At 57.7% G+C, this 26,830-nt stretch carries 21 protein-coding genes and 1 tRNA gene; 5 read left to right on the top strand and 17 right to left on the bottom strand.

The features are described 5' to 3' along the window. Positions 1-3: 3 nt before the first annotated feature. The 3 genes from BFQ01_RS17345 to BFQ01_RS17355 are packed head-to-tail and all read right to left on the bottom strand — an operon-like array spanning position 4 to position 5,183. Positions 4-1,455 carry a DUF2156 domain-containing protein gene (locus tag BFQ01_RS17345; RefSeq protein ID WP_083221186.1) on the bottom strand — a complete coding sequence of 484 codons (1,452 nt, stop codon included), beginning with the start codon at positions 1,453-1,455 and terminating at the stop codon, positions 4-6. 57 nt (positions 1,456-1,512) lie between these two features. Further along, the gene (locus BFQ01_RS17350; RefSeq protein WP_065926216.1) at positions 1,513-4,098 is read right to left on the bottom strand and encodes an aminotransferase class III-fold pyridoxal phosphate-dependent enzyme; all 2,586 of its coding nucleotides are present in this window, start codon (positions 4,096-4,098) and stop codon (positions 1,513-1,515) included. Beyond that, the gene (locus tag BFQ01_RS17355; protein ID WP_065926217.1) at positions 4,095-5,183 is read right to left on the bottom strand and encodes an acyl-CoA dehydrogenase family protein; all 1,089 of its coding nucleotides are present in this window, start codon (positions 5,181-5,183) and stop codon (positions 4,095-4,097) included. Before BFQ01_RS17355 ends, BFQ01_RS17350 begins: the two co-directional genes overlap by 4 nt. 899 nt (positions 5,184-6,082) lie before the next feature. On the opposite strand from BFQ01_RS17355, the gene fabI reads away from it, so the two are divergent. Next, positions 6,083-6,877 (top strand): enoyl-ACP reductase FabI, encoded by a 795-nt coding sequence (fabI, locus tag BFQ01_RS17360; RefSeq protein WP_065926218.1) that lies wholly within the window; start codon positions 6,083-6,085, stop codon positions 6,875-6,877. A 352-nt stretch (positions 6,878-7,229) separates the two neighbouring features. Here fabI and BFQ01_RS17365 read toward each other — a convergent pair. The 5 genes from BFQ01_RS17365 to BFQ01_RS17385 all read right to left on the bottom strand — a co-directional run bounded on the left by BFQ01_RS17365 (position 7,230) and on the right by BFQ01_RS17385 (position 10,942). Further along, positions 7,230-7,305 (bottom strand) — tRNA-Gly (locus BFQ01_RS17365). Positions 7,306-7,365: 60 nt separating this feature from the next. Next, on the bottom strand, positions 7,366-7,926 hold the full coding sequence (gene pgsA, locus BFQ01_RS17370) for a CDP-diacylglycerol--glycerol-3-phosphate 3-phosphatidyltransferase (RefSeq protein ID WP_027603207.1): 561 nt from the start codon (positions 7,924-7,926) through the stop codon (positions 7,366-7,368). A gap of 32 nt (positions 7,927-7,958) precedes the next feature. Then, positions 7,959-9,782, bottom strand: a complete 1,824-nt coding sequence (gene uvrC, locus BFQ01_RS17375; protein ID WP_065926219.1) for an excinuclease ABC subunit UvrC — start codon at positions 9,780-9,782, stop codon at positions 7,959-7,961. Position 9,783: 1 nt separating this feature from the next. Beyond that, complete coding sequence (gene uvrY / locus BFQ01_RS17380) at positions 9,784-10,425, bottom strand: response regulator transcription factor GacA (protein WP_003190387.1); 642 nt, start codon at positions 10,423-10,425, stop codon at positions 9,784-9,786. 151 nt (positions 10,426-10,576) lie between these two features. Continuing rightward, positions 10,577-10,942 carry a helix-turn-helix domain-containing protein gene (locus tag BFQ01_RS17385; RefSeq protein ID WP_027603205.1) on the bottom strand — a complete coding sequence of 122 codons (366 nt, stop codon included), beginning with the start codon at positions 10,940-10,942 and terminating at the stop codon, positions 10,577-10,579. 81 nt (positions 10,943-11,023) lie between these two features. Here BFQ01_RS17385 and BFQ01_RS31650 point away from each other — a divergent pair, with 81 nt between their 5' ends. Further along, complete coding sequence (locus BFQ01_RS31650; protein ID WP_065947535.1) at positions 11,024-11,263, top strand: DNA-binding protein; 240 nt, start codon at positions 11,024-11,026, stop codon at positions 11,261-11,263. A 35-nt stretch (positions 11,264-11,298) separates the two neighbouring features. Here the strand turns inward: BFQ01_RS31650 and BFQ01_RS17395 are convergent, their stop codons facing one another. Together BFQ01_RS17395 and BFQ01_RS17400 are read right to left on the bottom strand one after the other, a co-directional pair. Next, positions 11,299-11,730 (bottom strand): GNAT family N-acetyltransferase, encoded by a 432-nt coding sequence (locus BFQ01_RS17395; protein ID WP_065926220.1) that lies wholly within the window; start codon positions 11,728-11,730, stop codon positions 11,299-11,301. Further along, complete coding sequence (locus tag BFQ01_RS17400; RefSeq protein ID WP_065926221.1) at positions 11,730-12,479, bottom strand: carbon-nitrogen hydrolase family protein; 750 nt, start codon at positions 12,477-12,479, stop codon at positions 11,730-11,732. Before BFQ01_RS17400 ends, BFQ01_RS17395 begins: the two co-directional genes overlap by 1 nt. Positions 12,480-13,101: 622 nt before the next feature. On the opposite strand from BFQ01_RS17400, the gene BFQ01_RS17405 reads away from it, so the two are divergent. After that, positions 13,102-14,166 (top strand): 3-deoxy-7-phosphoheptulonate synthase, encoded by a 1,065-nt coding sequence (locus tag BFQ01_RS17405; protein ID WP_065926222.1) that lies wholly within the window; start codon positions 13,102-13,104, stop codon positions 14,164-14,166. A gap of 171 nt (positions 14,167-14,337) precedes the next feature. Continuing rightward, positions 14,338-15,156 (top strand): 2,5-didehydrogluconate reductase DkgB, encoded by an 819-nt coding sequence (gene dkgB, locus BFQ01_RS17410; RefSeq protein ID WP_065926223.1) that lies wholly within the window; start codon positions 14,338-14,340, stop codon positions 15,154-15,156. On the opposite strand, the gene BFQ01_RS17415 is transcribed toward dkgB, so the two are convergent. From BFQ01_RS17415 to BFQ01_RS17440, 6 genes are all read right to left on the bottom strand, one after another. After that, positions 15,153-15,575: a chemotaxis protein CheY gene (locus BFQ01_RS17415; RefSeq protein WP_065926224.1), complete on the bottom strand. Its 423-nt coding sequence runs from the start codon at positions 15,573-15,575 to the stop codon at positions 15,153-15,155. The genes dkgB and BFQ01_RS17415 overlap by 4 nt on opposite strands. A gap of 134 nt (positions 15,576-15,709) precedes the next feature. Beyond that, positions 15,710-19,324: a transporter substrate-binding domain-containing protein gene (locus BFQ01_RS17420; RefSeq protein ID WP_065926225.1), complete on the bottom strand. Its 3,615-nt coding sequence runs from the start codon at positions 19,322-19,324 to the stop codon at positions 15,710-15,712. A 1-nt stretch (position 19,325) separates the two neighbouring features. Next, positions 19,326-19,955, bottom strand: coding sequence for a response regulator transcription factor (locus BFQ01_RS17425; protein WP_027603197.1), 630 nt, complete (start codon positions 19,953-19,955; stop codon positions 19,326-19,328). Between the two features lie 268 nt (positions 19,956-20,223). Beyond that, a complete protein-coding gene (locus tag BFQ01_RS17430; protein WP_065926226.1) occupies positions 20,224-20,940 on the bottom strand; it encodes an MgtC/SapB family protein in 717 nt (238 codons plus the stop codon). A 16-nt stretch (positions 20,941-20,956) separates the two neighbouring features. After that, positions 20,957-23,662, bottom strand: coding sequence for a magnesium-translocating P-type ATPase (gene mgtA / locus BFQ01_RS17435; RefSeq protein WP_065926227.1), 2,706 nt, complete (start codon positions 23,660-23,662; stop codon positions 20,957-20,959). Positions 23,663-24,265: 603 nt separating this feature from the next. Continuing rightward, on the bottom strand, positions 24,266-24,610 hold the full coding sequence (locus BFQ01_RS17440; protein WP_065926228.1) for an FKBP-type peptidyl-prolyl cis-trans isomerase: 345 nt from the start codon (positions 24,608-24,610) through the stop codon (positions 24,266-24,268). 397 nt (positions 24,611-25,007) lie between these two features. Between BFQ01_RS17440 and BFQ01_RS17445 the strand changes: the two genes are divergently transcribed. After that, on the top strand, positions 25,008-25,253 hold the full coding sequence (locus BFQ01_RS17445) for a DUF6124 family protein (protein ID WP_065926229.1): 246 nt from the start codon (positions 25,008-25,010) through the stop codon (positions 25,251-25,253). Between the two features lie 287 nt (positions 25,254-25,540). Here the strand turns inward: BFQ01_RS17445 and BFQ01_RS31655 are convergent. Continuing rightward, a protein-coding gene (locus BFQ01_RS31655) for an IS3 family transposase (RefSeq protein WP_370467938.1) occupies positions 25,541-26,760 on the bottom strand; the annotation gives its coding sequence in 2 pieces (ribosomal slippage) (positions 25,541-26,415 and positions 26,415-26,760; 1,221 coding nt in all). Positions 26,761-26,830: the final 70 nt, after the last annotated feature.

The raw sequence follows: 26,830 nt of genomic DNA on the forward strand, positions 1-26,830 counted from the left end.
CACCTAGATAGCGTTAGTTAACTTCATCAACCGAAGCAGAATTCCAACACGGAACTTTCCATAGGTGGCGAAGTACTCAGGTGTCACTGACATTGGCTGCCACTTCAACTTGTAAGCCACCTGACTGGCTGCGGGATAGATGCGCTGTCCCTGCTTTTCCAACGCGCCCAATATCCATCTCAACAGACGGCTGCGCGAGGAATACGTATCAAATTCATCCGTCACACCATAGAAGGGAGTCAGCCCAAAATTCAGGTACTTCTCGCCCTCTTGCTTGAAGCGCTTGATCGCCTCGACATTGACCAATTCCATTGTGCCAGGAGGCAACTTGGACACGCGGCGCGTCAGGTCATGCATCCACCCGTTGTATTCGCCAAAGGCTGGCACGTAACTAATGAAGCCGACAATCTTGTCGTGCAGTACGGCGACGAAAATTCGCTCTTTGTCCAGCCCGCTTGCACCCAGGTCGCCGACCATGAACGATAGCAGTTTTTTGCTTCCTTTGGCCTTCAACCACTCCTCGGTAATGGACGAAAGCATGCGCTGTTGGTCCGGTCCGTTAGGTAGGTCAACCCCCAACTCCTTGACAATGACCCCTGCCTTTTCGGCTCGCTTGATCTTGTTTCGCAAGCTCATGAAGGGGCTACCCGCCATCGAAAAACGCTCCAGATCCAGTGTGTAGGAGCAGCCCATCTGGTTGACATGAAAACCTAGCCTTTCGAACAGATCGGCTTGATCACGACGCAGTTGCACACAAGACAATTCCCGGCCATGCTCCACCGCGTGGCTGATGAATGCCTTCAGCAGCGGCTCCCGATTATCCGCAGAGCTAATAACACCGGTGAGGATGAACAGGCACTTACCATCGTCCTGAAAAGGCAGGTATCCGGCCAGCCCTTCGACAGTAAACGTCGAGATACCACTGTTGAGGGTCAGGAATAGCGACGGGTGATTCCCAAACCGCTCAGCCCAGAGAAATTTTCGCGCGCTATCCACCACCGTACCGTTAAGCTTTCTTTCATGTGCCATCAACGCTTGAAACTTCGCGTAGAGCGGGTGTATGCGTGGCTCGAACGACATCGCTCTGGATTTGAAGCCATTTCCGAATAGACTGCGATCACCAAATAGATGAATGAGAATCCCCATCAGCGCCCATTCTACCTCTACAAAATAGCACCACAGCGCGGCAACTATCGCTGCCGTGAAAAAATTATGCGCGCCGTTATACAGAACATAGTAGATGTCGGGCACCTTGCCTTGGTAACGCCTGTACGCAATTGCACCCGGGAAGTAACCGATAATATCGATATACGAGAACAGGATAATCAGCGGAATAACTCGAACGTCCGCCCAGTGGTACAAAGTGATCAAGACGCTCGCGAGCAATAGAAACCCGTACTCAACACGCGCCATTGCCCGTGTGTTCGGACTTTCAAAACTATTTACTACATCCATTTAGTACCCCTGGAGACTGAACGACGGCTCATCGAAGATGCTGCGCAGTGGCCCATGTCAAGCTGGCAAGCGATCTTTTTTACGATCAATGTAATGACTGAATCCATGGCGAGCAGCCAACTCACCCACCTCCTTGGCTTCGTCATAGGCAATTTCTTTACCAATGCTATAACTGGAACTTACATTTTCCATGCTGAGCAATATGGTTTCCGAGAGGCATGCCAGACTCACCCCAGGCTCACAGCCGATGATGTTGCAGTCACTCAACATCGCTTGTGCATCGGGCAAGGTAACCAATCCTCCCTCGTACACCTCCCGAGCCCCTCCCTCACGCAGCACATCGAAGGGGCGGGCCACGTCGAAAATCTTACAGGTCTTCGGAAAAACGTCGGCGGCGATGAAAGGTTTGCCTTCGCTGGTAGCCGAGTACACGCAATCAATGTCCTGGGCGATTACGGTGTGCTCCAGCCCAATATGGACCTCGAAGAATTGCACGCCACTGGCCGTACCGGCATCCATGATCGATTGCATTAATACAGGCACCTGCTCGGCCGGGCAGTGAAGCAACGCCTGTTCGAGATCGAGATTCCTGCAAACGCCCCAGAACTTCCCGGCGGCGGATTCATCGCTGAGACACTCGACTCGCAGGAGCACCTCGATCAGCGCACCACGCAAATTGATGTACTGCTCCTCGACCGTAGAACTCATGCTGCCAACGATGTCTATCTTTCCAAAAAACTGGCATAGATCCATGAGTGCGACACGACCTACAGACCCCCGAGCACCGAATATCATCAGGCGCTTGCGCAAAGCCGATGGGCCGAATACTTCACGGATCAAGTTGCAACTGGATATAGCTGTAAGGCTGTTACCAGTGGTCAAACGGAAAGGGGCATCAGCAATGTCCAGACCGCCTTTTGAAATAACCGAAGTATAAGCGCCTAAACCCACCACAACGGCGCCGACATCTTGGGCTTTCTGCAGATACTTTTTCAACAAATCGGCCTTATCGGCGCGACTCAGCTTAAGCATCGCTTGCGGACTGATGGGGCTGTAAATCATTGCGCCATTGACTACCCGGCCATGAGGGCTTGCCATTGAGAATTCAAATACAACTTCAGGACTGTTTTCTATCTGCCCGAACGAGAAAAACCAGTGCGCCAACGCAAGCTTCTGCGCTTCGGTGAAGTATTCAATAACGGCTTCCGGCAAGCCTCTGCAGATATCCTCGGCACTCGTGGAGTGCAGGAGAAATGCGAACTGCACATGGTCACCCTTCACCGGCTGTGGCGACAGTGGCCGGGGCCGAGGTTTTTTCTTGGCATTACCTTTCACTGGCGCATCGCTGGCTGCGGGCACATACCCCACCAGGAAACCCATTAGCTTGTCGTAACGCTTGTTTTGCAGAATCTCGCACACCTCCTCGAAGGCGCCGAGGAATCGCTTCAACTCTGACTTGCTAATAGTGAGCGCTGGCTGAAAACGGATACTCCCACGCTCGGCGTCATTCAACAGCGGCATGCAAAAGATGCCTTTAACGTGCACAAGATAGCCACAGATCAGTAGCGACATTAAATCGCTTTTCTGCGCATAACTGACGATATAGTTACCTTGGGTCGCCGGATCACTAAAATGCAATGCGTACATAAGCCCAAGGCCACTGTAAGTAAAGCTGGTGTATTTATCCGCCAGTAACGCGAGTCGCTGGCTGATGATCGCCTCGCATTCCCTGACATGCTCTAACAGCGCGCTTTGCTCGCACATCAATGAATTGATGACAGCGAGCCCAACAGCACATGCCAAACCGCCGTTGGCGAATGTAGAGCTATGTTTGCTGTCGAATTCTGCACTATAGACACCACGCTTAATGATCATGGCGCCGATGGGGATAATGCCTCCCCCCAGGGCTTTAGAGAGCAGGATGAGGTCAGGCTCAACCCCAAAGCGGTGGGCAGCAAAAACGGCCCCAGAACGCCCAAGACCGGTCTGAATTTCATCCAATACCAGTAGCGTTCCATAAACTCGGCACAATCTCTGTGCCTCTACCAGGTAGTTGGTCTCGGCGGGAGTCATGCCCCCCTCACCTTGAATGGGCTCTACAATAAAAGCAGAAAATCGTCTGGTTTCCAGAGCCGCCTGCAGCGCTGCTAAATCGTTGTACTGCACTTTACTGTAGTTTTCGCCATCGACAATGTCGGGGTTGCTATAGCGCTTGCTGCCCGTCGCAGACAGTGCAGCATACGTTTTACCATGGAACGAGTTTTTTGCAGACAGCACTGCCCTTCTGCCAGTTTTCAGGCGACTTAACTTCAGGGCAGCCTCGACTGTTTCTGTACCCGTGTTAGTGAACACGACCTGCTCGTAATTGGCGCCTGCGACCTGGATCAAGCGATCAGCCAATTGCTGGGTGCTTGCAGCGACAAAGGGCTGAATAAAGTTCGGGCACTCACGTTGCAAATAGTCAATCGCGATCGCGTTCAACTCGCTGGAGTTATGCCCAAACGGCAAAGCGCCATATTGCGCGACGCCATCTAATATTTTTTTACCCTGAGCATCGTAGTGATAGCAGCCTTTGCTTCGTACGATATCCAAATCGAGCTTGAATTTTTTGAGCATCGACTGACGGTAGGGTTGGAGATTCACAGTTCACAACCTTGGCTCATCTGCTGTTCGAATCCAAAGCGCGTCACAGGATGGAATGCAAGTAAGTCGACAGCCTTAGCAAGATAATGTGCCTGGTTATCGGAGAGGTAGCGTTGTGCACCGAAATTTTCAAAGATACATATTTTGATTTCTTTCAGTGTGCGCTGGATTTGGTAACGCAACGCCAACACCTCAGGCACAAGCCATGCAATATTATCCGGCATCACGTTTTCTGCGATTCCCATTACGCTATAACGGCACTGGGCAAGCCCGCCTTTGATAGGAATGAAAATCGATGGGCTCGCCATTGCGCCAGGACTGAGGCGCTCGGAGAGTGCTTGGCAGGCACCAGTGTAAGCGGCACATATGAATAGATTAAAGCTAATCAAACCGGTATTGAGATAGAGCTCGAACGATTCGTTTTCCGCCCAAACAACCCAACCATTCTTAACTGTTACGTCGTCAAATATTACTTCATGGCTGTCTGTTGCTAGCAGGATATCGCCGGGCCAAAAGTCTTTACGTTCAAGTCCCGCATCGCCATTGGACAAAATTGCAATGCCCGGCAAGCCTTCTGCAGTAACGATTGACACTGCGTAATAGTCAGCAACGTTACTCATCGTACAAGGCTTTTTACTGCCTGTAATTTTAATAACGCCCTCTTCATTTACGCTCGCGGCGACGCTGGTGTGGAAAATATCTTGATTTCCCGAGCTTTCGGCAAACGCGGATGCCATCAACTTACCGTTCAGCGAAATATCGTTGAGCAACATGTCCGCAAACGGAAACGCGGAGGGATACATTGCGATGGTCGATACAACATGATAGTGCATACAAAGCATCAGAGCCGCCGAAGGACATACCGCAGCAACTAACCCAACCGCTTCAAGCGCTTCTTTCAGAGGCAGCTGGAGCCCACCGTACGCTTTCGGAATAATTAAAGCAGGCAGCTTAGTTTTGGAGAGCATGTCTTTAACTTCTTGCGGTGACAGCTGCTCCAACTCAAGCAGTGACCGACCCTCTGTTAGCTCCAAAAAACAGTTTGCCTGATCCAGGCCAGAGCGCAGCACTTCATGAATTGACATCGCGGTAACATCCTTATTTTTCGTTTCTTGATAACAGATTAGCGTGACGCGCAATTACACGCGCAACGCGGCTGCCTATAGCCGGCAGCTTATTCGCCTGCACTGAGCACTCCATAGCAATGGACATTCCAACGCCATTAAATAATAAAAATTCAGAGCACATAAATGATGCAGGCAGGCATTCTATGAGCGACCCTGCGTTTGCCTATGCTTAATGTGCACAAGTATGATTAATGTTAAGTCGCGACCAAATCTTAGACGAAGCAACGCGCCCTTCAAGAAAAGTTCAGGAATTCTGAAATCAGTGGCACATCAATAAATAGTTAAAACAGGAGACGGCAGGATAGAGCGAAAAGCTTAAAGCCAGAAAGCTCAAAGCTTTTGAATAAGAGGTTTTTTCAGCAATTTTCATAAGCCACTCCGTGCTTTACTTTTTTCTTCCTTGCGAGCTTTCCTCTTGCAGGTAAAACTCGGGACGCACCTTAACAAGTTGAAAACCAAAAAACAAGTTCCCGCTTTCAAAAAGTATACTGTTCTATCCAATCCCGAACTTAACAGGCATCACTCGATCGCTGCCTTTTAAGCATGGGAGTTGGCACATACGTACTAACTGGTGAGCGCTCACTGTCTCAGCGAACTCCGATCCCCTACAGTCTTCGGCCAGATTGCTACCAAGTATCACAGGCTCACGTATCGAAGCGAAGTTTCTCAATTTACACCTCCAAACAAGCATACCGCTTATAGTTCGGTGTAGAATTCGAGCTCGCTAGCCGCTAATTGACGGATATCGACAGGATCATAAGGGGGAGAAAAAGGTATTGGCTCCCCCCTCTAAGGAAACAGTGACCGTCCGGCGCAATTGCCACGGACACTGACTATCAGCTTGAAAGGAGCAACACATGGGTTTCCTCACCGGTAAGCGCGTATTGATCGTAGGTGTAGCCAGCAAATTGTCTATTGCCTCCGGCATCGCAGCAGCCATGCATCGGGAAGGTGCAGAGCTTGCGTTTACCTACCAAAATGAAAAACTTAAGGCTCGAGTGGAAGATTTTGCGGCGAGTTGGGGCTCAAAGCCAGAGTTGTGCTTTCCTTGTGATGTTGCGAGCGACGAGGAAATCGCACAGGTGTTTCAAGCCTTGGGCGCTCATTGGGACAGCCTAGACTGCATTGTGCACTCTGTCGGCTTCGCCCCCAGTGACCAACTTGAGGGCGACTTCACCGAATCGACCACCCGTGAAGGTTTTCGGATTGCCCACGATATCAGCGCTTATAGCTTCGTCGCGCTGGCCAAGGCAGGGCGCAAAATGATGGCAGGCCGTAATGGCAGCCTTTTGACACTTTCGTACCTGGGCGCGGAACGCACCATGCCTAACTATAACGTCATGGGCATGGCAAAAGCCTCTCTCGAAGCCAGTGTACGTTATCTTGCCGGCTCACTAGGCCCGCAAGGCACTCGCGTCAATGCCGTCTCGGCTGGCCCGATACGCACGCTGGCCGCATCAGGTATCAAGAACTTCCGCAAGATGCTCGCGGCTAACGAGGCGCAGACTCCACTGCGCCGCAACGTTACTATCGAAGAAGTTGGCAACGCTGGCGCATTCTTGTGTTCGGAGCTGGCGTCCGGAATTAGCGGCGAAATACTGTATGTCGATGGCGGCTTCAATACTACAGCAATGGGCAACATTGAAGATTGAGGCTTCATAGGTTGCGTGAGCTTGTTATTAAGACTCAACGCTTCTGCACTTTCGGATCAGGGGCGGCCAATAGGCCGCCACCTGATAACTGAATCGCGCGTGCCGAATTGCCATATCTGAGAAAGGCATGGTGAGCTCCTGTTAGAGAGTCAGCACCCGATGCTCGTCTGGCGACCTGAGAGGATCCATCAACAATACGAATTTGAGTCTCCCCGGAAAAAGGTACTCAAAAAGGTACTTAAACGTACTGGATCACCCTAGTTTTCAGTGGTTTTCCGCAGAAACGAAAAAAGACGCCTAAGCGTCTATTTCGTGGATCCCAGCGTCCAGTGGACATCTGTGGATCAAATTTTGGAGCGGGAAACGAGACTCGAACTCGCGACCCCGACCTTGGCAAGGTCGTGCTCTACCAACTGAGCTATTCCCGCTTGGTGATGCGCATTCTATAGAATCCTCAGCACCCGTCAACCCCTTGATTCAAAAAAGTTTTATTTCTTTTCAACGGTGGTGCGCAGATGCGGCCAGGCGGCGCGCAGATATTGGAGCATCGACCACAGGGTCAGGCCCGCTGCGATCAGCAGCAAGGCATAACCCGTGAGGACCCAGAACGAGAAGTCCGACGGGTTGGCCAGCAGGATAACCAGCGCGAGCATTTGCGCGGCGGTTTTCCATTTGCCCATGTTGGACACGGCCACGTGGGCGCGGGCGCCGATTTCAGCCATCCATTCGCGCAGGGCCGAGACGACGATTTCGCGGCCGATGATGACCGCTGCCGGCAGGGTCAGCCACAGGTTGCCGTGTTCCTGCACCAGCAGGACCAAAGCGACGGCCACCATGAGCTTGTCGGCCACCGGGTCGAGGAACGCGCCGAAGGGCGTGCTCTGTTCCAGGCGACGCGCCAGGTAGCCGTCGAGCCAGTCGGTGGCGGCGGCAAAGGCAAACACTGAACTGGAAGCCAGATAGCTCCATTCGTACGGCAAATAGAACAACAGAATGAAAATTGGGATGAGCAGGACGCGTAGAACGGTGATCAGATTAGGGATATTCATCGGCACAACTGGCTACGAGGTGGAAAGGCATTCTATTCGCTATGCAGATTCGCATAAATCAGCTCAGCGAGCTTTTTACTGATACCGGGTGCTTTGGCTATCTCGTCAATGCTGGCACGGGACAGCTCCTGCAAGCCACCAAAATGTTTAAGCAAGTCGCGACGCCGCGTCGGGCCAACCCCTGCCACCCCTTCCAGGGTTGAGGTTCGCCGGGTTTTGCCACGGCGGGCGCGGTGGCCGGTAATGGCGAAACGGTGGGCTTCGTCGCGAATCTGTTGAATCAAATGCAACGCGGGTGAGTCGCCCTTCAAAGTGAACTCATGGGCGGCATCATTCAAGTACAACGTCTCGAAACCCGCCTTGCGCGTCGTTCCCTTGGCCACGCCCAACAGAATCAGGTCAGGCACCGCCAGCTCATTGAGCACGTCGCGGGCCATGGACAGCTGGCCCTTGCCGCCGTCGACCAGGAGGATATCCGGCAACTTGCCCTCGCCATCCTTCAACTTACTGAAGCGGCGCGTGAGGGCCTGGTGCATGGCGGCGTAGTCATCGCCGGCAGTGACGCCTTCGATGTTGTAGCGCCGGTAATCGGACTTGATCGGCCCTTCCGGCCCGAACACCACGCAGGATGCCACCGTGGCCTCGCCACTGGAGTGGCTGATGTCGTAGCACTCCAGGCGCTGGGGCGGCTCTTCCAGGTTAAGGACTTCAGCCAGGGCGTCAAAGCGTGCGGCGACGTGCTGTCGGTTGGCCAGGCGCGCGCTCAGGGCTTGCTCGGCGTTAGTCACCGCCAGTTGCTGCCAGCGTGCGCGGGTGCCACGCACGCGGTGGCTGATGTCCAGCTCGCGGCCGCGCAGTTCGTGGATGGCTTCGATCAACGCGGGGAAGTCTTCGTGCACCACATTGACGATCAACTCCGACGGCAGGTCGCGCTCGGGGCTGCTCACGTAGTATTGGCCCAGGAAAGCGGCCATGACTTCGGCGACCTCCTCATCAATACCGGTCTGCGGAAAGAAGTTCTTGCTGCCCAGCACTCGCCCACCGCGCACGCTGATCAGGTGCACACAGGCACCGCCCGGATTGACGAAGGCCGCGATCACGTCGACGTCGCCGGTGCCACCTTCCATGCTTTGCTGGTCCTGGACACGGCGCAGCAGCGAAATCTGGTCGCGCAGCTCGGCGGCCCGTTCGAAATCCAGGGTGCTGGCCGCCTGCTCCATGGCGGTGGAAAGCTCATCGGTGAGGGCATTGCTGCGCCCTTCGAGGAACATCACCGAATGGCGCACATCCTCGGCGTATTCGGCCGGCTCAACCAACCCCACACAGGGCGCCTTGCAGCGCTTGATCTGGTACTGGAGACAGGGCCGGGTGCGGTTCTTATAGAAGCTGTCTTCGCACTGGCGTACAAAAAAGGTTTTTTGCAGCAGGCTCAGGCTTTCCCGAATGGCCCCGGCGCTGGGATAAGGCCCGAAGTACTTGCCCTTCGCCTTCTTCGCCCCACGGTGAATGCTCAGGCGTGGGAAGTTGCCATCGGATAAAAACACATAGGGATAGGATTTATCGTCACGCAGCAGAATGTTGTAGGGCGGCCGCCATTCCTTGATCAGCGTCTGCTCAAGCAGCAGCGCTTCGGTTTCGTTGGCGGTGATGGTGGTTTCGACCTGGGCGATACGCGCCACGAGGGCCGCGGTTTTCGGCGCGAGACCGGTCTTGCGAAAGTAGCTCGCCAGACGATTCTTGAGGTTTTTGGCTTTGCCGACATACAGCAGGCGCGCCTCGCTGTCGAACATGCGGTACACGCCAGGGCGGCCACTGCAGGTTGAGAGAAAGGCACTCGGATCAAACGGTGTGGTCATGTCAGGCGCTGGCGTCCACCATGCCGTGGCGCACCGCGAGCAGGGTCAATTCAACATCACTGCTGATGGCGAGCTTCTCGAAGATGCGATAGCGGTAGGTGTTGACGGTCTTGGGCGACAGGCACAGCTTGTCGGAGATCGTCTGTACCTTCTGGCAACCGACGATCATAAGGGCAATCTGGATTTCCCGCTCCGACAGCGCATCAAACGGCGAGTCGCTGGTGGGCTGGAAGGACTTGATAGCCAATTGCTGGGCGATCTGCGGGCTGATATAGCGCTGGCCGGCAAACACCAGGCGAATGGCCTGGACCATTTCCGCCAGGCCCGCACCTTTGGTGAGGTAGCCGGCAGCGCCAGCCTGCAGCAGGCGTGTCGGAAACGGGTCTTCCTCGCACACAGTCACCACCACGACCTTGATGTCCGGATGGCTGCGCAGCAATTTGGTCGTCGCGCCAAGACCGCCGATGCCAGGCATCTTGACGTCCATCAACACCACATCGGGTTTCAACTCCCGGGCCTTGATCAGGGATTCCTCGCCTGACTCGGCCTGACCGACTACTTGCAGGCCATCGATGTCAGCCAGCATTCGTGTAATGCCTGTACGAACGAGATCATGGTCATCGACTACTAGCACCCTAATCAAGCAGACACCTCGCGAAATGGTCTTATAGGTTGCTGAACACCTTAGCAAAAAACCAAGGCACAGACCTAATTGCACGCGTCATATAGAGAGAGATTGATTGGGCGACAGCCATCCGCCGGGCGGCGGATGGCTCAATTTGCTGGGCGAAGGGTCAGGAATCCTGGGGCTGGGGCTTGGGTTTTCCATTCATCGCAATCGAATGCTCGGCCAACGTCGAGGTCAGGCGACGGATCGCAGCCTGGTCTTCCTTGAACATTGCGCGATAGTCCCCGAGGACTTTTTCTTCAATCTGGCTCAGATTCTCCAATTGAATCGGCGTGGCTGCGCCGGTCAACACGTAAAGTACATCCACGCCTCTTTCGGCGACACGAGACAGGTAATCCGCTTTAGGCGCACGCCCTCCACTTTCATATTTACCTTGTGCGTTGGCTTCAACGCCGCCGATTTCACCAAACACTTTTTGCGACAGGCCAAGTCGCTCCCTTTCTTGCCGTAAACGCGAACCGATTCCACTCATTTGGATGTATGATCCTATTTGGCACACCCCAAGAGGTGACACATTCATCTCTTATTAAACAAACTTGAACGGTTTTGAACTATGCCCGGAATCCGTACCGCTGCACAAGCCAAGGCCTGGCTGGAACATCAAGGAAAGTCAGTTCAAGCGTTCGCCCGTGAACATGGCGTAGATCCGGCAACCACCTATCAAGTGCTCGCTGGGCGCAAAAAGGGACGGCGTGGGGAAGCCCATAAGGTAGCGGTCCTTTTGGGCATGAAAGAAGGGATCATCCTTGCTGAGACGGGAGACCTGAACAACGATCAGGAAGTCGGCGCCTGAGGCCAGTATGCGCTTATAAGGAGTGGGTGCACGTTTTAGCTTGAGCGACAAACACGCTCCATACGCCAGAAGCAGTCTTCTTCACCTACGATGCTGAGCCCCATGCGCTGATAGAGCCTCCTGGCCGGGTTGGTCTTGAATACGGTCAAACGCAACAGTCCCAACGTTTGCGCCTTGAGCGCCATCTGCTCCAACACCCAGCCACCCGCGCCCAACCCGCGATACGCCTCGAGCAGATGCAACTCGCGAATATAGAGGGCCCGGCTGTCGCGGCTCAGGCTGATAAAACCCAAGACCCTGTCGTCCCGGCAAATCAGCCAGTTTTCCCGACCGGCCCAGGCAGTATCAAAGCCGTCGTTGGACCACCACAATCCGTACTGCACGTAGTAGCGGGCCATGGCCTCGTGGGTCAACTTCCGCGCAAAGGGAAGGTCCTGGTCCGTTGCAGCGCGCAGGTGAAAAGCCATTAGAGAGCCATCACGTGGCTGACCCACCCCCCGCCATCGCGACGGGCAATCAGCAACGCATCCCCCACGCCAGGTACAGCAGCAAGCAAACGGCCATTGGCGGCCCAGATCGCACTGCGACCGGCGCAGGCCCAGCCACCCGACGGGCCGCCATGATTGGCCATCAACACCAGCAGGCCATGTTCAGCGGCATAGCCTTGGAGCAGCGCACTGTCCGTGGCGTAGCCGCCCTCACTGATCAACACCCCGGCGGCATACACCGTGGCGCCCGCTCGCGCGGCGGTACGGGGATGGCTGGCATGGGAAAAATCTGCGCACACCGCCAGCGCAATCCGCTCATTCCCTCGCTCAAGTACTGCACCGCCCTGCCCTGGGACAAACACAGCCTCTTCGCCGGCATGCAGATGCTGCTTGGTGTAGACCGCCAGGGAGCCATCCGCTCCGAGCACCAACGCACCGATCAGCACGCCCGCCTCTGGCGTCAGTCGGATCGGCATCCCCACCACCGCCGTCAGTCGCAGCTCACGCGCCATCTCGCGCAGGGGCGCCAGCACCTTATCCCCCGGCGCAATCGCCAATTCAGCGGCCAGCGACGGCTCATACCCCGTCAACGACAACTCGGGGAACACCAGTAATTGCACACCCTGTTCCGCCGCCGCGCGCATAAATGCGAGGTGCCGTTCAATATTGGCCGGGACATCGCCCGCGATGGAAATGGATTGAGCAGCAGCAAGAGTGAAGGCAGTCATGGTCGCGTCCAAGCAATCAGTATCAAAGTGCAAACAGCATATCGGCACTCCCCCCATAGCCGTAAGTCCCCCACTGCAATAGAAATTACTGATTGAATCTGCCTGCGTGCCTCGAGTAAGCTCCCCCATACATTTGGAGACACACCATGTTGCAACTCACCCACACTCAGGTTTGCCCTGCTGCCAGCGCCCAGCGCTCGGTGTCGGCTACCCGTGTGAACGGTTCGAGTGCACTGGTCAGCTTTTATTTTGGGTATTGGTTTAGCCACTGGCGCGCCTGATACCTGAAATCGGCGCCCACTCACCAAGGGTCGCCTACCAGAGAAATCTAACCCCCGGTCGGCTCCCCGACCGGGGGTTTTGTTTTTTCAGGTCCCCATAAACTTTTCAACTTGATCAAGAACACTTAAAGGAATCCCGACATGAACTACGCCACCTATTACCGCTACGACATGTGCACTGCATGGCGATTTAGCCAGCTCCGCTCGGGACAGCCTGCCGCCTCCGATCGGTCACCTATCGGTGGCAAACCAACACACGTCGCCGATACGGCGAATTGTCGAACACCCCAGTAGGCCAAGCGCGCGGGAATAGCCCGCCGCTTGCCCAGGAAGCCTTGAATATGAACTCCTCCGTCGCCGCTCTGCCCCTCTCTGCCTTGAACAGTGCCAATGAAGCCCTGACCCAGCGCCTGCCCAGCTCGCTTGAGCTCAAGCACCAGTTGCCCCTCAGCCCGTTCCTCAACGAACAGATCCACGCCCACCGCCAAGCCGTGCGCGCCATCCTCAATGGCGAAGATTCACGCTTGCTGGTCATCGTCGGTCCGTGCTCGATCCATGACCCGGAATCGGCGATGGAATACGCCCGCAACCTGAAGAAGCTGGCCCTCGACGTCGGCGACCAGATGCTGCTGGTGATCCGCGCCTATGTCGAAAAACCCCGCACGACTATCGGCTGGAAAGGCCTGGCCTACGACCCTCGCCTGGATGGCAGCGATGACATGGCCGCCGGCCTGACCCTGTCCCGCGAGCTGATGCGCGAAATGCTGCGCCTGGGCCTGCCGGTCGCCACCGAGCTGCTGCAACCCATGGCCGCCGGCTACTTCGATGACCTGCTCAGTTGGGTGGCGATTGGCGCGCGTACCACGGAGTCGCAGATCCACCGCGAGATGGCCAGCGGCCTGGGCATGCCCGTGGGCTTCAAGAACGGCACCGATGGCGGCGTCGCGATTGCCTGTGACGCCATGCGCTCGGCGTCTCACCCGCACCGCCACTTCGGCGTCGACAGCCAAGGCCATCCGGCGATCATCCAGACCCCGGGCAACCCCGACACCCACCTGGTGCTGCGCGGCGGGCATCACGGGCCGAACTACGATGTGCAGAGCGTGGCGCGGGTAAGACACGACCTGGCCAAGTCCAAGGTCACCCCGCGGATCATGGTCGATTGCAGCCATGCCAACAGCAACAAGGACCCGCTGCGCCAACCGGCCGTGTTCAACGATGTGTTGGAGCAGCGCTTGCAGGGTGATACCTCGCTGATCGGCATGATGCTCGAAAGCCATTTGTTCGAAGGCTGCCAACCATTGAGCCCGCCGATGAAATACGGGGTGTCGGTGACCGATGGCTGCCTGGGCTGGACCGCCACCGAGCAGTTGCTGCGTGCGGCTGCCGAGCGCCTGCGCGCTTAAGGCTGATGGATCGAGGCGCTGCTGCCGCAGGTACAGCGCCTCATGAGAACCTGCGGCACACAGGCCATTCGTGACGTGCAGGCAAGAGTCCTTTTCGGCGTCGACGGTGTTTCCGACGCAACGACGAGGGGATACTCAACGCCATTGCCTACGGCCCTATTGGAGTTACCGATGTCTACCCTCACGCCAAAAGTCCCTGCCTTCGGCCTCGGCACCTTTCGCCTGCAAGGCCAGGTGGTGATCGATTCCGTCAGCACCGGCCTGGAACTGGGCTACCGTGTCATCGACACCGCGCAGATCTACGAGAATGAAGCGGACGTTGGCCGAGCCATCGCCGACAGCGGCATCCCGCGGGACGAGCTGTTTATCACCAGCAAGATCTGGATCGCCAACTTCGCTGAAGGCCAATTGATCCCAAGCCTCAAGGAAAGCCTGCGCAAGCTCAAGACCGATTACCTGGACCTGACCCTGATCCACTGGCCATCGCCAGAGAACCAGGTGCCCGTCACCGAATTCATGGGGCAGTTGCTGGAAGCCAAACGCCTGGGCCTGACGCGCCAGATCGGCATTTCCAACTTCACCATCGCCCTGATGAAGCAGGCCATCGCAGCCGTGGGTGCCGAGCACATCGCCACCAACCAGATCGAATTGCACCCTTATCTGCAAAACCGGCAGGTTGTGGATTTCGCAACCGCCAACGGTATCCAGATCACCTCCTACATGACCCTGGCCTACGGTGAAGTACTCAAGGATCCGGTGATCCAGCAGATTGCCGAGCGCCATCAGGCCACAGCGGCGCAGGTGAACCTGGCCTGGGCCATGCAATCGGGCTATGCGGTCATCCCGTCCTCAACCAAGCGTGCCAACCTGCAAAGCAACCTCAAGGCTCTGCAACTGACCTTGAGCGCTGCTGACATGGCGCACATTGCCGGGCTGGAACGGGGCCAGCGCTTGACCAGCCCCAAGGGCATCGCGCCGAAGTGGGACTAAACCCCCGCCACCGGTGTGCGGGATAACTCGCGCAGCCATGGCAACACCCGCAGGCCGGCAGTGGCCTCGGGTGGGTCGATGATGTCCATGAAGTGTTCGAGATTGACGTTGTCCGGCACGCCGGGCAGCCGCACCAGCACCGCCGGCGTTACGCCAGGGTGTGCCCCCACATCCAGGTGATCGTAGACCAATACATGGCGCACCTGGGGCTGGGGCCCACAGGCCTGGGCCGTCAGCCCCGCATTGATGATCAGCACGTCGAAGGGTTCGGCCGGGATGGCCGTGAGTATCTGGACTTCCTCGAAGGTTTGTACCGGCACGATCCGGTGGTACCCCAACTGATTGAGCATTTTTTCGATGTACAACCGTTGCAGGTGTTGTTCATCGGCAATCAGGATGGTCAGTGCTTTGTTCGGCATGGCAAACCCCTGGGCAGGCAGCGCTCGTCAGTGAGCGAGGCCCATTTTCCAGACATATCCCGAAGACAAAATCAGGCATGTTCCCCCTTCTTGTAGGAGTTCTCCCAAATCAACCGAATGGCCAGCTCCCGCAGTCAAGCCTGATTGCCATACCGGCTCAAGCTGTGATGCAACTGTTCGATGGCCGAAGCTACCGCCTCTACCGCAGCGTCCGATGCATCGTTGTCATGCCGCTCACACACGCTCTCCAATGTCTCGCAGCACGTGATCAACACCTGAGCCTTGACCATGCGCGCGCCCCCTTTAACGCGGTGAGCCAAGTCATGGAGCTTGGCGAAATCAGCCGGCGATTTCAGGGACGGCAACAGCGCACGGTCCTCCTCGAGGCTATTGAGCAACGGCGTCAGCAGCTCGTTGAGAGCATCCTTATCACCCTGCGTCAGCATGATCAGTGAACTTAAATCAAACGCCACTTCCACTTCATCCGTTAGCGCGCCAGCGGTCCGTGACGCCAAGGCCAGGCGTAAGTCCTCAAGCCCGGTCGGCTTGAACAGGCAACCGTCCATGCCTGCTTGCCGGCAGCGTTCGGCTTCCTGCGGCAAGGCATTGGCGGTGAACCCGAGGATCAGGCACGGCGCCAGCCCACGCTGGCGTTCCTGTGCACGAATATCACGCGCCAACGCGTAACCGTCCTTGAAGGGCATATTGCAATCGGTGATCACGCCGTCAAAATGCCCGGCCTGCCACAGTGAAAATCCTTGGGCGCCGTCCTCGGCCAAGGTGATGCGATGCCCCAGGAAACTCAGCTGTCGAGCCAGCAACAAGCGGTTGGCCGGGTAGTCATCCACCACCAGGATATTCAACCCGCGCGCTGGCGGAACGTGGGGGACCGGTACATTGGCAGGCACGGCCGAGGTCAGCGCCAGCGTCAACGTCACATCCACCCGCGTGCCCTTGCCCAGCACACTGCTCAAGTGCAATTGACCGCCCATCATCTCGCACAGGTTGCGACTGATCACCAACCCCAGGCCCGATCCGCTTCGCGCCGGCTGTTCGTTGTTGCTGCCCTGGATAAAGGGGTTGAACAAGCGCTGCTGATCTTCGGCACTGATGCCAATACCCGTGTCCTCCACCCACAACCGCAGGTGCAACTGGTCGTCGGTCAATACCGGTGCACCCTGGGCGCCCAGGCGCACCTGGCCGGAGGCGGTGAACTTGATCGCGTTACCCAACACATTGGACACCACCTGCTTGAAGCGCAGCGGGTCAACCAGCACCGGCCGGTCGATCAACGGGTCGAGTTCCACCTGCAGCACCAGGCCCTTGTCCCGCGCCAGCCCCTCAAACACCCGCGCCACTGAGGCCAGCAGTTCGTGCAGATTGTCCGGTTCCAGGCTCAGGGACAGGTGGCCGGATTCGATTCGCGCAATGTCGAGAATATCGCCGATCAACTCCAGCATGCTCCGGGACGCTACCGACGCAACCTCCAGCGCATCGCGGTCAGCCACGCCCTGCTCGGCGTTTTTCAGGGCCAGTTCGATCATGCCGATCACGGCATTCATAGGGGTACGGATCTCATGGCTCATGGTCGCCAGGAAGGTGGTCTTGGCACGGTTTGCGGCGTCGGCCTCCTCCTTGGCTTCCTGCAACTGCCCCAGCAAGCGCTGGCGCTCGCTGACATCCACCCAACCGGCGATCATGCCCACCACGCTGCCATTGCTGTCACGGTACGGGAGCATCCATTGGTAGATGGTCAACACCTCGCCGCCGGGCACCTTGAGCACGCGGTCATGAACCTGCGGCTCGCCCAACGCCATCAAACGCAAATAGTCGGCATGGAACGACTGGGCCTGGGGCGGGTTCCCCGTGTCGGTTTCCACCACGGTCTTACCGATGACGTCTTCCAACTTGAAGCCGAACACATCGAGGTAGGCATTGTTGCAGGCCATCAGGCGCCCCAGGCGATCGCGCACATAGATCGGGTGCGGCGTGCCGTCGATCAACACACTCATGAACCGCATCTGGTCGCTCAACGCACGCTCGGCCTGGGTGCGCTTGCGAATCAGGCTGCGCAGGTAGAACACCCATCCCAGGGTGACCAGCAGCAGCAGCGCGGCCAAGCCAAACCCCTGGAGGATGATGTTGCGGTGACGTATCCAGTAGTTGTCTTCGATGATGATCTCGCTGCGCCAATGGTTGGTCAGCTCGTCCATTTCTTCTGGAGTAATGCTCAATAACGCCTTGTCGAGGATCGAGTACAGCTCCAGTTGGCTGCGGTTGACCCCAAAGGCAATGCGTGCAGGCTCACTCCCGACAGTGCTGGTGATGCGCAGCCGCTTGCGGTAATTGCGGGCGATCATGTAGCGCGCGCTCATCAGTGAAACCGCAGTCGCATCGACGCTGCCGTTGACCACCAATTCCATGGCCTGCTCCGGGTTCTCCACGTCGACAAACCCGATGCCTGGGTAGTCCCGGCTGATTTGCCCGGCCAGGCTGTTGCCGCGAATAAGCGCCATGCGTTTGCCAGGCATATCTTCCAGGGTCACCAGATGCTCGTCGTGGGTGCGCACCACCAATACATAGGGACTGGACAGATAAGGGCGAGTAAAGCGGATCTTTTCGGACCGCTCGACACTGGGGGTGACGACCGCCAGCATGTCCACGCGACCGGCACTGGCCTGTTCAATTTGCCGCGGCAGCGAACTGCCCCGTTCCACATCAAACCTCAAGCCTGTACGCAGACTGATACGCGAGAGGACCTCGGAGCTCAATCCCTCGAATTGCTCTTGTTCGTTGAAAAAAGACAACGGCACGAATTTATCGAGCACCGCCACTTTCACCCGCGGGTGCTTCTCCAGCCAGCGCTGTTCACTTGCGCTCAAGCGCAGTTGCTCCGCCTCCAGGAACCCGCTGCCGCCGGCACTCCAACGGCGCAGGATTTCCATCTGCTGGTTGGCCGGAACGGCGGCCAGTGCGCTATTGATGATGCCCAACAGGCGGGTATTGTCCTTGGCGAATGCGAACCCGAAAGGGTTGACCTCCAATGCGGAGAAATCCGCCATGCGCACGTTATTAAGGTGGTTCTTGTTGATCAGGTAGCGGGTGCTGATGGCGTCACCCAGGTACACATCCGCCTGGCCGAACGCAACGGCGCCAATGGCTTCGAAGGTCGAGGCAAACAAGAGCAATCGCGCATCGGGGTAAAAGGCCTGGACGGCCTCGGGCTGCATGTAATGGTAGAGCATCGCCAGGCGCTTGCCGGCAAGGTCAGCCTTCAGCGCCTGGTTTTCTCCCGCACGCGTCACCAGCGCGGGTTGGTCATTGGCGTAGGATCGGGACAGCACCAGCTCCGGGTCGGCCGCCTCGAACCCGTTGGCCGATCCCACAAAATCCACGGCCCCGGTCTTCAGGGCTTCGATCACCTCATCACGGGTGTCGTAGCGCTTCACGTCGATGGTGATATTCAGCGCCTGGGCAACCAGTGCCGCAAAATCGGCCGTGATGCCCTCGAGCTCGTCATTGTTGCTCAAGTCAAAGGGCGCGTAGTCGGGGGCCGACACCCCCATCAGGAGCGTGCGGCGCTCGCGTAGCCAGCGCCAGTCGGCTTCGTCCAACACCACCGAGGGATTTTCAAGAGTGGAGTGACCCAGCAGTTTCAGATCGTGGGATTCCTCCAAGGCCATCACCGCCCAGGGCAACAGCCCCATCAGCAGGATGGCCGCGCGTTTCACCCGCCGGGAGGTGAGCATTTCAGATCAGATGATTGCGCTGGGCGAACTTGGACAGATGCACCACCGACGACATACGCAACTTCTCCTTGAGCCGCGTCTTGTACGTACTGATAGTCTTGTGGCTCAACAGCATATCCTCGGCAATATCCTTGTTGCCCAGGCCCAGGGCCAGCTTCTGCAGCACGGTCAATTCGCGATCGGATAACGCCTCCACCAACTCCTGCTCGGTCGATTGCAGGTCGTCGCGACGCACCGAACTGGTGGGCAGGCTGGGGAAGCAACTGTAGCCGGACCTGATCGCCCTGATCGCCTTTTGCAGCTCATCCAGTTCACCGGTCTTGGCAACAAAACCCATCGCTCCGGCGCGCATGCAGCGAGTGGAAAAAAACACCGCCAGATACGAGGTCAGCACCAGGATCCGGCAGGGCAACTCCAGCGCCTTGATCCGGCTGATCACCTCCAACCCACCGAGCTTGGGCATCGCCAGGTCGAGAATGACCAGGTCCGGACGTTCTTCGCGAGCAATCTGCATGGCATCAGCGCCATTACCCGCTTCGTAGATAGTATCGAAACCTTCCTGCCTCAACAGATACTTCACGGTAGCGCGTATAAAAGGGTGATCATCCACGATTAAAGCTTTGTTGCTCATAAGACTCCCCTGGGAAGATCAGTACGCTTACATATCACGCGAGACCCCACTACCTGTGAAAAGTAACAGTTCCGACAAGCGGCACTGATTACTCAGTCAAACACCTCAGGCAGTACAGGCCCCTCCTTTTGAAAAACACAGTAAACATGTGAAGCCACGCCTTGATTCCTGAACAGGCGCAAGCGCGCAACCTTAGCAACCGCGTGTTTTTGCCAATGAAGGGATAATCTCGACTAAATGTAGGACTTTTCCTCAGAACTCTCCAAAGCTACTCGGTGGTGCTGGGGCTCCAGAAGGCCTGCACCACCAGGGTCGACCTGGAAATTCGCGCCACCAGGGCGTCCAACTCGTCACCGTCTACCGAGGTCACCGCCAGTGTGGCTTCGATTTCAACTTCCTCAGTGCCGAACGGCCGCACATCGACATCGCTGGCCGGGTAGTTACAGCGCGCCAGTTCGGCTTCCAGCAACGCCAATACCGCGGTTTGCTGGGTGCGCCGGGCAATCACATAGAGGATGTTGGTGACCTCCGCCGACACCACATCCAGCGGTTGGCGGTTGATGTTATTGACGATGGGCCGCAGCAGCGTATTGGCCGCCAGCACAAACAGCGTGCCTAACAACGCTTCGAGGACCAGGTCGGCACCGGCGCACGCCCCCACCGCTGCCGACGCCCAGAGCGTGGCGGCGGTGTTGAGACCGCGCACATTGCCTTCTTCGCGCATGATCACGCCGGCCCCCAGAAAGCCGATGCCCGACACCACATACGCCACCACCCGCACGGCGCCTTCCGCACCGCCGAGGCGGTTGGCCATGTCGACGAAAATCGCCGCACCCACCGCCACCAGTACGTTGGTGCGCAGGCCCGCCGTGCGTTGGCGGTACTGGCGCTCGAAGCCGATCAGGCCACCGAGGATAAACGCGGCGGTGAGGCTGACCAGGGTATCGACCAGGGAGTTGAGGTTGATGTTGTCGATTGCTTGCATGGGAAACCGTCCCTGTTCACTGCCAGCCAAACTTACGGATGTAGTAGCCCTTCACCGCCTGGGTCAGCGCCATATACGCCAGCAGGATCACCGGCAGGAACACAAAGTACAGCGACGGCAGCGCCTGCAATTTGAAGTAATGCGCCAGCGGCCCCATCGGCAGGAAGATCCCCACGGCCATGATCACCGCGGTCATCACCATCAACGGCATCGCCGCGCGGCTTTGCAGGAACGGGATTTTCGGGGTGCGGATCATGTGCACGATCAGCGTCTGGGTCAGCAGCCCCACCACGAACCAGCCGGACTGGAACAGCGTCTGGTGGTCAGGGGTGTTGGCATCGAACACATACCACATGAGTGCGAACGTGGTGATGTCGAAAATCGAACTGATCGGCCCGAAAAACAGCATGAACCGCCCCACGTCCCCCGGCTGCCAGCGTTGTGGTTTGGCGAGCATGTCCTCGTCGACGTTATCGAACGGGATCGCGATCTGCGAGATGTCATACAGCAGGTTTTGCACCAGCAGGTGCATCGGCAGCATCGGCAGGAACGGGATAAACGCACTGGCCACCAGCACCGAGAACACGTTGCCGAAGTTGGAGCTGGCGGTCATCTTGATGTACTTGAGCATATTGGCGAAGGTGCGCCGGCCCTCCAGCACGCCCTCCTCCAGGATCATCAGGCTCTTTTCCAGCAGGATGATGTCGGCGGCTTCCTTGGCGATATCCACCGCGCTGTCCACAGAGATACCAATGTCTGCTGTACGCAGCGCCGGTGCATCGTTGATGCCGTCGCCCATAAAGCCCACCACATGCCCGTTGGCCTTGAGCAGGCGCACGATGCGTTCCTTGTGGCTGGGCGTCAGGCGGGCGAACACATTGGTGGTTTCCACGGCCTTGGCCAACTGGGCGTCGGTCATGTCCTCGATGTCGTTGCCCATCAACAGGCCTTGTTGCTCCAGGCCCACTTCACGGCAGATCTTGGCGGTGACCAGCTCGTTATCGCCGGTCAGCACTTTGACCGCCACACCATGGGCTTTCAGCGCCTTGAGAGCGGGCGCAGTGCTTTCCTTGGGCGGGTCGAGAAATGCGACGTAGCCGATCAGCGTGAGGTTGTTTTCATCCGCCAGGCTGTAAGTGTCGCGCCCCGGGGCCATCGGTTGCGCAGCCACGGCCACCACCCGCAGGCCTTCTTCGTTGAACGCGGCAGTGACCTGGCGAATGCGCGCCAGCAGGTCGTCGGTCAGCGCTTCGTTGACCTCGCCATGGCGCACGCTGTTGCACACCGAGAGGATCTCCTCCACCGCACCTTTGCAGATCAGCAGATGCGGCCGGCCCTGTTCGGCCACCACCACCGACATGCGGCGGCGGTTGAAGTCGAACGGGATTTCATCCACCTTCTGGAACGCGGTGCCGACCTTCAGTTCGCGATGCACCTCCACGTGCTCGAGCACCGCCACGTCCAGCAGGTTTTTCAGGCCGGTCTGGTAGTAGCTGTTGAGGTAAGCCATCTCCAGCACGTCGTCGGACTCCTCGCCCCACACGTCCACATGACGCGCCAGGAAAATCCGGTCCTGGGTCAGGGTGCCGGTCTTGTCGGTGCACAGCACATCCATCGCGCCAAAGTTCTGGATCGCATCCAGGCGCTTGACGATGACCTTCTTGCGCGACAGGAACACCGCGCCCTTGGCCAGGGTGGACGTGACGATCATCGGCAGCATTTCCGGGGTCAGGCCCACGGCAATCGACAGCGCGAACAGCAGCGCTTCGGTCCAGTCACCCTTGGTGAAACCGTTGATGAACAACACCAGCGGCGCCATCACGAACATAAAGCGGATCAACAACCAACTGACCTTGTTGACGCCGTGCTGGAACGAGGTGGTCGCACGGTCGGTGGCCGTCACGCGTTGGGCCAGCGCACCGAAATAGGTGCTGTTGCCGGTGGTCAGAATCACCGCCGTCGCGGCGCCGGACACCACGTTGGTGCCCATGAACAGGATGTTCTCCAGGTCCAGCGGGTTGCGGGTGTTGGTGTCGTGCTGCTGGGCGAACTTCTCCACCGGCATCGATTCCCCGGTCATCGCCGCCTGGCTGACGAACAGGTCCTTGGCGCTGAGCACGCGGCAGTCGGCGGGGATCATGTCACCGGCCGAGAGCACGATCAGGTCGCCTGGTACCAACTGCTTGATGGGCAATTCAATGCGCTTGGCATCATCCCGGCGCAGCACCGTGGCGGTGTTGCTCACCATGGCTTTCAAGGCATCGGCGGCCTTGTTGGACTTGGCCTCCTGCCAGAAGCGCAGCAGGGTCGAGAGCACCACCATGGAGAAAATCACCGTGGCGGCCTTCATGTCCTCGGTCAGCCAGGAGATCACCGCCAGCAAGGTCAGCAGCAGGTTGAACGGGTTCTTGTAGCAATGCCACAGGTGCACCCACCACGGCAGCGGCTGCTCGTGCTCGACTTCATTGAGGCCGTATTGCACGCGCAGGGCGTCGGCTTCCAGGCCGCTCAAGCCCTCGGCATGGCTGCCCAACGTACCGAGCAATTGCACGGCACTGCTGTTGGCCGCAACCACCAGGGTTTGCGCCAGGGTGGGCGGCACTTCGCGGCTGACGCTGGCATCGGTGACGGTTTCGAGCATCGCCAGGCGGCGGAAATGCCGGGCGATATGCCGGGTCCGCAGGAAGCCGGCGAAGAACTCTTTCAACAGAGTGAGGTTCATGGTGTGTTACTCCTGCGCGAGGAAAAAACCTTCGTGCAGGTACTGCCTGTCCCACCGCGCCCGCTTCATAGGCACAGTCAGCCCGGCCCGCCTGCCGTAAAAGGCAGCCGCGTCCGTAGCATCCCGAGGTTAACCGGGTGCTGGTCAGCGTCGATGAGAGGGATCGCACAGGGGCCAGGACTGGCCGCTGTCGGGATGCCGCTTCTCGCTAGGTGGCGAGACAACGGCATCGAAAAAATGCGCGTTATCTTGCCAAGTATGTGCCGGTTACCGAGACCGGCCGACAACTGTCACTCGAACAAGTACCCACTGAGGGTCTCCGCTATTGATGAAAACGCGCGAAGCTTACGCCCCGATTTAAGGAGAGTAAACCGTAGGAAAGTTTCCATATGGTGAATAAGAGGATTCTTCAGGGAGGGTTCAGGAACACCCATCCTGAAGCCGCCGATGCTTGAATGTGAGGTGGCAGGTTCGCCAGATCCCGTAGCAGCTGCCGAGCGCAAGCGAGGCTGCGTCAGCAGTTCGTCTGACACACCGCGAACGCAGCCTCGCTTGCGCTCGGCAGCTGCTACGTACGAGGTGGTGGGCCAGGTTTTTGCGAAATTAATCGTCCCGCGTCAGCACTTCCAACAACTCAATCTCAAAGCGCAGATTGCTGTTGGGCTTGATATGCGCGCCCATCGACCGTTCGCCATAGGCAAGGTGCGCCGGCACAAATAACCTGCGCACCCCGCCGACCTGCATGCCCATCAAACCCTGGTCCCAGCCCTTGATCACCCGCCCGGTGCCGATTACACACTGGAACGGCTTGCCCCGCTCCCAGGACGAATCGAAGACCGTGCCGTCTTCCAGGGTACCGGTGTACTGGGTGGTGATCAGTGCGCCCTTGACCACGGCTTTGCCGGTGCCTGGTCGGGTGTCGGTGATCTGGAGTTCGTCGGGGCTCATGGGGTTCTCGTTGAAGGCGTAAAGGCTGGGGTTTTCCCAGAATCGGTGGGGTTTGGCAAGTGCAGGAACAGTCGCAGCCGTGACATTTCCCTTTAACTTGCAGGACGTTTCCGAGAGAATCCCAAGCGCTTGCGCCGCTCAAATCACGTGGCTAGTCTTCGGCGGTCACTGCCAATTCAGTGACTCGGGGTTTGGTAGACCACGAGTGATTAGGCGCTAAGCGCCCCCTTCTGCAAGGCGCTTTTTTTCGGCCCTGCGTTATGGTGGCCGTGCGCAGGGCACCTTCGGGTGCACCGGGTCCTAATCACCGGTCTACCAATCTGCGTACGGTCACCACCCTAAGAATCGTTTGGTAGCGATGGTGGTGACATTCCAATTTAGATTAGGAGTTGAACCCATGGACAAACTCGTCCCCGCCCCACCCGCCCCAGAACTGCAATTCTTCACCACCACCCCAGACCTCAGCTTCGAAGACGCCCTGGCCCACGCCAGCAGTGTGCTGCGTTGCGCCGCCGTTGCCGCACAGACGGCAGGTGATCAACTGGACGGTCCTTCGCGCACGCTGGTGCTTTCGGTCATGCACTTGGTGGACATGGCCAGTGTGATGGTGGACCGGGCACTGGAGTGCGTGCGGCCGCACTAAACGCATAGTCGGTTTCTGTGGCGAGGGAGCTTGCTCCCGTTGGGCTGCGCAGCAGCCCATTGCTTAGCAACGACCTCTCTAACCTTAGGGCCTCACTGCTCGGCATGGTGTTTCAGCACAAACAGCTAAAGCAGCGTTAGAGAATTTAACTACAACGCAGCAGGAACCGTCCGACTTCTCCTCGAACATTTCGTCACCTCTTATAAACACCCAACCAACCCTGGTTGCATAACAATAAGAGGTCACCCCCTGGACTTGCCCCTACAAAACCGGACACCAACTCCCCGTCAAATTGATGCTGCTGCCAAGCGCCTGAACTCCCTCGGTGAGCGATAGTTCAAGGCGCTGTGCGGATGCTGCTCGTTGTAATGCTCGAAGGCAATTGCCAGGTTGCGCAGCGCCGTTTCTCGATCCGGCTTGGGCATGTGCGCAACGTAGTCACGTTTGATCGTCTTCACGAAGCTCTCGGCCATGCCGTTGCTCTGCGGGCTGCGCACCGGGGTGGTCACCGGCTGCAAACCGATCTGTCGAGCAAACAGGCGTGTCTGTTCGGCGGTGTACGCCGAGCCGTTGTCGCTTAGCCATTGAACCGGCGTTGCAGGCAGTTGATCACCGAAGCGTTTCTCTACGCTCTCCAGCATCAAGTCGCGGATGTCATCGCCGCTGTACCCGGTCGGACTCGCGACCCAGCCGATGGCTTCGCGGTCACAGCAATCCAGGGCGAAGGTCACGCTCAGTTTGGCGCCGTCCTCACAGCGGAACTCAAAGCCGTCCGAGCACCAACGCGTATCACTGGTTTGCACCGCAATACGACCCTCGTGCCGACGCGGCACGCCGGGCTGTTTGATGCGCCGCGCCAACAGCAGGTCGTGATCGCGCATGACCCGGTAAACCCGTTTCACATTGATCGCCGGCAGCGACTGGGTTTCACGGGCACGACGCAGCAATCCCCAAACACGACGGTAGCCATAGCTGGGCAGTTCGCTGATCTGTTGCTGGATTTCAACCACCAGATCAGCATCGTCCACAGGCCTGCGGCGCCGTACTTTGAGCGATACCGATTGCTTGATTCGAACCGTTAATTGCGAGCGCGCCACACCGAGACATTCGCTGACCAGCTTCACTGGTCGTCCCCCGGCAACAAGGGTGAGTGCGCAATCCATTTTCGCGACCGGGCGATCTCCACGGCCTCTTTGAGGATTTCTGCTTCCATCGTTTTCTTGCCCAGCATCCGTTGCAGTTCACGGATCTGCTTGAGCGCATCGCTCAACTCCGAGGCGGGCACAACGGCTTCACCGGCACTGACCGCCGACAGACTGCCGTCCTGATATAACTTGCGCCATAGGAACAGCTGGTTGGCATTGATGCCGTTGCGTCGAGCGACCACCGAAACGCTTTGCCCTGGCTCAAGACTCTCGCGAACCATGGCCAGTTTTTGCTCCGGGCTCCAGCGGCGCCGCCGCTCCTGGCCCAAAAGCTCCCCACTCTTGTCGTTGCTATTAGTCATAAACATAACCGTTTGCCTATCCCTTATCGTAAGGGGGAAACGGTGTCCTGTCTTTCATGGGGCTCGTTCA

Origin of the sequence: Pseudomonas sp. 8 R 14 (assembly GCF_900005955.1) — a bacterium.
GTDB lineage: Bacteria > Pseudomonadota > Gammaproteobacteria > Pseudomonadales > Pseudomonadaceae > Aquipseudomonas > Aquipseudomonas marginalis.

Bases quoted from the DNA above. Each gene is read 5' to 3' on its own strand.
- BFQ01_RS17440 (WP_065926228.1), bottom strand. From the start codon at position 24,610: ATGAGCCCCGACGAACTCCAGATCACCGACACCCGACCAGGCACCGGC.
- mgtA (WP_065926227.1), bottom strand. From the start codon at position 23,662: ATGAACCTCACTCTGTTGAAAGAGTTCTTCGCCGGCTTCCTGCGGACC.
- dkgB (WP_065926223.1), top strand. From the start codon at position 14,338: ATGTCTACCCTCACGCCAAAAGTCCCTGCCTTCGGCCTCGGCACCTTT.
- BFQ01_RS17400 (WP_065926221.1), bottom strand. From the start codon at position 12,479: ATGACTGCCTTCACTCTTGCTGCTGCTCAATCCATTTCCATCGCGGGC.
- BFQ01_RS17405 (WP_065926222.1), top strand. From the start codon at position 13,102: ATGAACTCCTCCGTCGCCGCTCTGCCCCTCTCTGCCTTGAACAGTGCC.
- uvrC (WP_065926219.1), bottom strand. From the start codon at position 9,782: ATGACCACACCGTTTGATCCGAGTGCCTTTCTCTCAACCTGCAGTGGC.
- pgsA (WP_027603207.1), bottom strand. From the start codon at position 7,926: ATGAATATCCCTAATCTGATCACCGTTCTACGCGTCCTGCTCATCCCA.
- BFQ01_RS17355 (WP_065926217.1), bottom strand. From the start codon at position 5,183: ATGTCAATTCATGAAGTGCTGCGCTCTGGCCTGGATCAGGCAAACTGT.
- BFQ01_RS17420 (WP_065926225.1), bottom strand. From the start codon at position 19,324: ATGCTCACCTCCCGGCGGGTGAAACGCGCGGCCATCCTGCTGATGGGG.
- BFQ01_RS17345 (WP_083221186.1), bottom strand. From the start codon at position 1,455: ATGGATGTAGTAAATAGTTTTGAAAGTCCGAACACACGGGCAATGGCG.
- BFQ01_RS17395 (WP_065926220.1), bottom strand. From the start codon at position 11,730: ATGGCTTTTCACCTGCGCGCTGCAACGGACCAGGACCTTCCCTTTGCG.
- BFQ01_RS17445 (WP_065926229.1), top strand. From the start codon at position 25,008: ATGGACAAACTCGTCCCCGCCCCACCCGCCCCAGAACTGCAATTCTTC.
- BFQ01_RS17415 (WP_065926224.1), bottom strand. From the start codon at position 15,575: ATGCCGAACAAAGCACTGACCATCCTGATTGCCGATGAACAACACCTG.
- BFQ01_RS17385 (WP_027603205.1), bottom strand. From the start codon at position 10,942: ATGAGTGGAATCGGTTCGCGTTTACGGCAAGAAAGGGAGCGACTTGGC.
- fabI (WP_065926218.1), top strand. From the start codon at position 6,083: ATGGGTTTCCTCACCGGTAAGCGCGTATTGATCGTAGGTGTAGCCAGC.
- BFQ01_RS31650 (WP_065947535.1), top strand. From the start codon at position 11,024: ATGCCCGGAATCCGTACCGCTGCACAAGCCAAGGCCTGGCTGGAACAT.
- BFQ01_RS17425 (WP_027603197.1), bottom strand. From the start codon at position 19,955: ATGAGCAACAAAGCTTTAATCGTGGATGATCACCCTTTTATACGCGCT.
- BFQ01_RS17430 (WP_065926226.1), bottom strand. From the start codon at position 20,940: ATGCAAGCAATCGACAACATCAACCTCAACTCCCTGGTCGATACCCTG.